2 tRNA genes and 2 rRNA genes (1 of these 4 running past the window's edge) are annotated in these 5,000 nt (G+C 55.8%); all 4 read left to right on the forward strand.

Annotation, left to right across the window (positions count from 1 at the left end):
* Positions 1-376: 376 nt before the first annotated feature.
* Positions 377-1,862: ribosomal RNA gene (locus tag ACLNEE_RS16400) — 16S ribosomal RNA — on the forward strand.
* Positions 1,863-2,169: 307 nt separating this feature from the next.
* Positions 2,170-2,243 (forward strand) — tRNA-Ile (locus tag ACLNEE_RS16405).
* A 9-nt stretch (positions 2,244-2,252) separates the two neighbouring features.
* Positions 2,253-2,325, forward strand: a tRNA-Ala gene (locus ACLNEE_RS16410).
* A gap of 623 nt (positions 2,326-2,948) precedes the next feature.
* Positions 2,949-5,000, forward strand: a 23S ribosomal RNA gene (locus ACLNEE_RS16415); it runs 832 nt beyond the window's last position.
* The 16S and 23S rRNA genes sit together here with 2 tRNA genes alongside, the layout of an rRNA operon.

Genomic DNA, 5,000 nt, shown 5'->3' on the forward strand with positions numbered 1-5,000 from the left:
CCGCTGTTGTGGGGATGGACGTGACGAACGAGCAGTGAAGGTGTGAGGTCCCGTCAAAAGAAACAAGCGACTGGTGCTGCCACGCGAGCAGGGGGTGTCTTCTCACGAGAGATTCTCTGCAGGAAAGCGCGTGCCGGTGCTGGGAGCGAACCGGATCTGAGATCTGGGAAAGTCACCTGAGAAGGAAGCTGCGGAAACGCAGTGGGCATTGAGGGTGCACTCTTTGAAACCTTCTGTCAGAGGAAGGGGCGAGGACTGAGGTTGGCATGGAAGTGCCGAGCTTGGGACTGAGCAAGCCGAGTTGAAGCGCAGGCGCGAGCCAAGGCTGGAAGGGATCCGCGAGGGTTCTGGATGGTTGTGCTGAGAGGACCGGTCTACAACGGAGAGTTTGATCCTGGCTCAGGATGAACGCTGGCGGCGTGCTTAACACATGCAAGTCGAACGAACCTTCGGGTTAGTGGCGGACGGGTGAGTAACGCGTGAGAATCTGCCCTTAGGAGGGGGATAACGGCCGGAAACGGCCGCTAATACCCCATATGCCGAGAGGTGAAACGAGAAATCGCCTGAGGATGAGCTCGCGTCTGATTAGCTAGTTGGTGGGGTAAGAGCCTACCAAGGCGACGATCAGTAGCTGGTCTGAGAGGATGATCAGCCACACTGGGACTGAGACACGGCCCAGACTCCTACGGGAGGCAGCAGTGGGGAATTTTCCGCAATGGGCGAAAGCCTGACGGAGCAACGCCGCGTGAGGGATGAAGGCCTCTGGGCTGTAAACCTCTTTTCTCAAGGAAGAAGATCTGACGGTACTTGAGGAATAAGCCACGGCTAATTCCGTGCCAGCAGCCGCGGTAATACGGGAGTGGCAAGCGTTATCCGGAATTATTGGGCGTAAAGCGTCCGCAGGCGGTCTTGAAAGTCTGTTGTTAAAGCGTGGAGCTTAACTCCATTTCAGCAATGGAAACTACAAGACTAGAGTGTGGTAGGGGCAGAGGGAATTCCCGGTGTAGCGGTGAAATGCGTAGATATCGGGAAGAACACCAGTGGCGAAGGCGCTCTGCTGGGCCATAACTGACGCTCATGGACGAAAGCCAGGGGAGCGAAAGGGATTAGATACCCCTGTAGTCCTGGCCGTAAACGATGAACACTAGGTGTCGGGGGAATCGACCCCCTCGGTGTCGTAGCCAACGCGTTAAGTGTTCCGCCTGGGGAGTACGCACGCAAGTGTGAAACTCAAAGGAATTGACGGGGGCCCGCACAAGCGGTGGAGTATGTGGTTTAATTCGATGCAACGCGAAGAACCTTACCAGGGTTTGACATCCTGCGAACCCCTTGGAAACGAGGGGGTGCCTTCGGGAGCGCAGAGACAGGTGGTGCATGGCTGTCGTCAGCTCGTGTCGTGAGATGTTGGGTTAAGTCCCGCAACGAGCGCAACCCACGTCTTTAGTTGCCAGCATTCAGTTGGGCACTCTAGAGAGACCGCCGGTGATAAACCGGAGGAAGGTGTGGATGACGTCAAGTCATCATGCCCCTTACATCCTGGGCTACACACGTACTACAATGCTACGGACAAAGGGCAGCAAACTCGCGAGAGCTAGCAAATCCCATAAACCGTGGCTCAGTTCAGATCGTAGGCTGCAACTCGCCTACGTGAAGGAGGAATCGCTAGTAATCGCAGGTCAGCATACTGCGGTGAATACGTTCCCGGGCCTTGTACACACCGCCCGTCACACCATGGAAGTTGGCCATGCCCGAAGTCGTTACTCCAACCCTTGTGGAGGAGGACGCCGAAGGTGGGGCTGATGACTGGGGTGAAGTCGTAACAAGGTAGCCGTACCGGAAGGTGCGGCTGGATCACCTCCTAACAGGGAGACACAACTGATCGTGATGTCTGAGCGTTGAGATGGTGAAGTCTAAGTGGCTTTGCGATCGAGATACTTTTTGTCTCAGGCCATGATCCTGTCATCTCGAAGGTCGATCGGTACCTCAAGGGACAAAGCAGCAAGCTGGAGCAAGACCTGAGCAGGGAGATCCGCAAGGATCGAGCTGGGAAGGGATGGATCCGGTGAGGCTGTGGCGTCGTTTCAGTTCCTAAACGTTGTCTAGGTCACCCCACGAGCTCCCGAGCTGTGGATCCCGTCAAGGGAGAAGTAAGGAGGGAGATCACTTCCTGGGCCATTAGCTCAGGTGGTTAGAGCGCACCCCTGATAAGGGTGAGGTCCCTGGTTCAAGTCCAGGATGGCCCATTCGTGTTTGGGGGTTTAGCTCAGTTGGTAGAGCGCCTGCTTTGCAAGCAGGATGTCAGCGGTTCGAGTCCGCTAACCTCCACTGACGCTGTCGGTAGAGCGAGGAAAGAGCAACCCAGGTTGAACAACCGAGGTTGGTGCTTTCAGCGTGCACCGGTGGGTAACCCCTCTCGCCAGGAAGCGAAGCGGTGAGGGTGTGACCAGATGAAGGAGAGAGCAGGAGGAATCCTGCGATGCTGGGGAGTTCAGCCTCAGCTCATTCCGAATCACAGACTGTGATGATCGGTTGAGCTGATGCTGGGTTCACTCCGAGAGCCAACGCTCCCGTGACGGCGCAAGCCCGAGCGGGAGCGGAGCTCCAGGAGGAGAAGACAGCAGAACCTTGACAACTGCATAGGTGAGTCTGGAAATAAAGCATCTCATGGATGCTTGATTCCAGCGTGAACCAGGCTTCTGGCCCGCAAGGGCTGAGGGAACTGGGTTGCGTTGAGAGTCAGGAAATTCTATTGAGTTTAGAGCCGAGAGCTTCCAGTGTTCTTCTTGTCTCCGCCGAGGAGGAAGGAGTCTGATCCTGGCATTCAAACCGCGACCACAGAACGGATCGATGTATTGAGGTGAAAGCTGAAATGGATTGATGTGTGAAGTGAAGCAGGTGAATCCAGAGAGAATCGGCCACAACAGCCGAAAAGCATTGGGAGTTTATATGGTCAAGCTACAAAGGGCTCACGGTGGATACCTTGGCACACAGAGGCGATGAAGGACGTGGTTACCTGCGATAAGTCTCGGGGAGCTGGAAACACGCTTTGATCCGGGAATTTCCGAATGGGGCAACCCCTAGAACGGCCGCCTGAATCCATAGGGCGGTGCGAGCCAACCCAGCGAACTGAAACATCTTAGTAGCTGGAGGAAAGGAAAGTAAAAACGACTCCCTGAGTAGCGGCGAGCGAACGGGGAAGAGCCTAAACCGATGCTTTCGAGCATCGGGGTTGTGGGACAGCAACGTGGACCAGGGACGTTAGGAGAAGCGTTTGAATGGCGCGCCATAGAGGGTGAAAGCCCCGTAACCGAAAGCGAAACTGGCCTAGCTGTATCCCGAGTAGCACGGAGCACGTGAAATTCCGTGTGAATCCGCGAGGACCACCTCGTAAGGCTAAGTACTCCTGTGTGACCGATAGCGCAACAGTACCGCGAGGGAAAGGTGAAAAGAACCCCGGGAGGGGAGTGAAACAGAACATGAAACCGTGAGCTTACAAGCAATGGGAGCCCGACTGATCGGGTGACCGTGTGCCTGTTGAAGAATGAGCCGGCGACTTATAGGCACTGGCAGGTTAAACCGGGAATGGTGGAGCCATAGCGAAAGCGAGTCTGAATAGGGCGATCGTCAGTGTTTATAGACCCGAACCCGGGTGATCTAACCATGGCCAGGATGAAGCTTGGGTGATACCAAGTGGAGGTCCGAACCGACTGATGTTGAAAAATCAGCGGATGAGCTGTGGTTAGGGGTGAAATGCCAATCGAACCCGGAGCTAGCTGGTTCTCCCCGAAATACGTTGAGGCGTAGCGTCTCGTGCTCCAGCAGGGGGGTAAAGCCACCGTTTCGGTGCGGGCTGCGAGAGCGGTACCAAATCGAGACGAACTCTGAATACCCTGTGTGTAGCGAGGCAGTCAGACTGTGGGGGATAAGCTCCATGGTCGAAAGGGAAACAGCCCAGACCGCCAGCTAAGGTCCCCAAATCAACGCTGAGTGATAAAGGAGGTGGGATTGCCCAGACAACCAGGAGGTTTGCCTAGAAGCAGCCATCCTCAAAGGAGTGCGTAATAGCTCACTGGTCGAGCGATCCTGCGCCGAAAATGAACGGGGCTAAGCGTTGTACCGAAGCTGCGGATTTGAGTCTTAAATGATTCCAATGGTAGGGGAGCGTTCCATGTGGGGTGAAGCGTTAGCGTAAGCGGGCGTGGACTGCATGGAAGTGAGAATGTCGGCTTGAGTAGCGAAAACATGGGTGAGAATCCCATGCCCCGAAACCCTAAGGGTTCCTCCGGCAGGCTCGTCCGCGGAGGGTTAGTCAGGACCTAAGGCGAGGCCGAAAGGCGTAGTCGATGGACAACAGGTCAACATTCCTGTACCTGTGATGTTTTGGGAAGGGGGACGGAGAAGGCTAGCCAAGCCAGAAGTTGGTTACTGGTCCAAGCGTTCGAGGCGTTGAGAGCTGGCGAAAACAGCTTGAGCTGAGGCGTGAGTGCGAGCGGCTACGGCCGCGAAGTTGGTGACGTCAAGCTTCCAAGAAAAGCCCTATACCCGTTAAGGCATCACGGCCTGTACCCGAAACCGACACAGGTGGGGTGGTAGAGAATACCGAGGGGCGCGAGGTAACTCTCTCTAAGGAACTCGGCAAAATGGCCCCGTAACTTCGGGAGAAGGGGTGCCACCGCGAGGTGGTCGCAGTGAATAGGCCCAGGCGACTGTTTACCAAAAACACAGGTCTCCGCTAAGTCGCAAGACGATGTATGGGGGCTGACGCCTGCCCAGTGCCGGAAGGTTAAGGAAGCTGGTCAGCGCAAGCGAAGCTGGCGACTGAAGCCCCGGTGAACGGCGGCCGTAACTATAACGGTCCTAAGGTAGCGAAATTCCTTGTCGGGTAAGTTCCGACCCGCACGAAAGGCGTAACGATCTGGGCGCTGTCTCGGAGAGAGGCTCGGCGAAATAGAATTGTCTGTGAAGATGCGGACTACGTGCACCCGGACAGAAAGACCCTA

It is taken from the genome of Aphanothece stagnina RSMan2012 (assembly GCF_046764815.1).
In the GTDB taxonomy this organism is placed as follows: domain Bacteria; phylum Cyanobacteriota; class Cyanobacteriia; order PCC-6307; family Cyanobiaceae; genus NIES-981.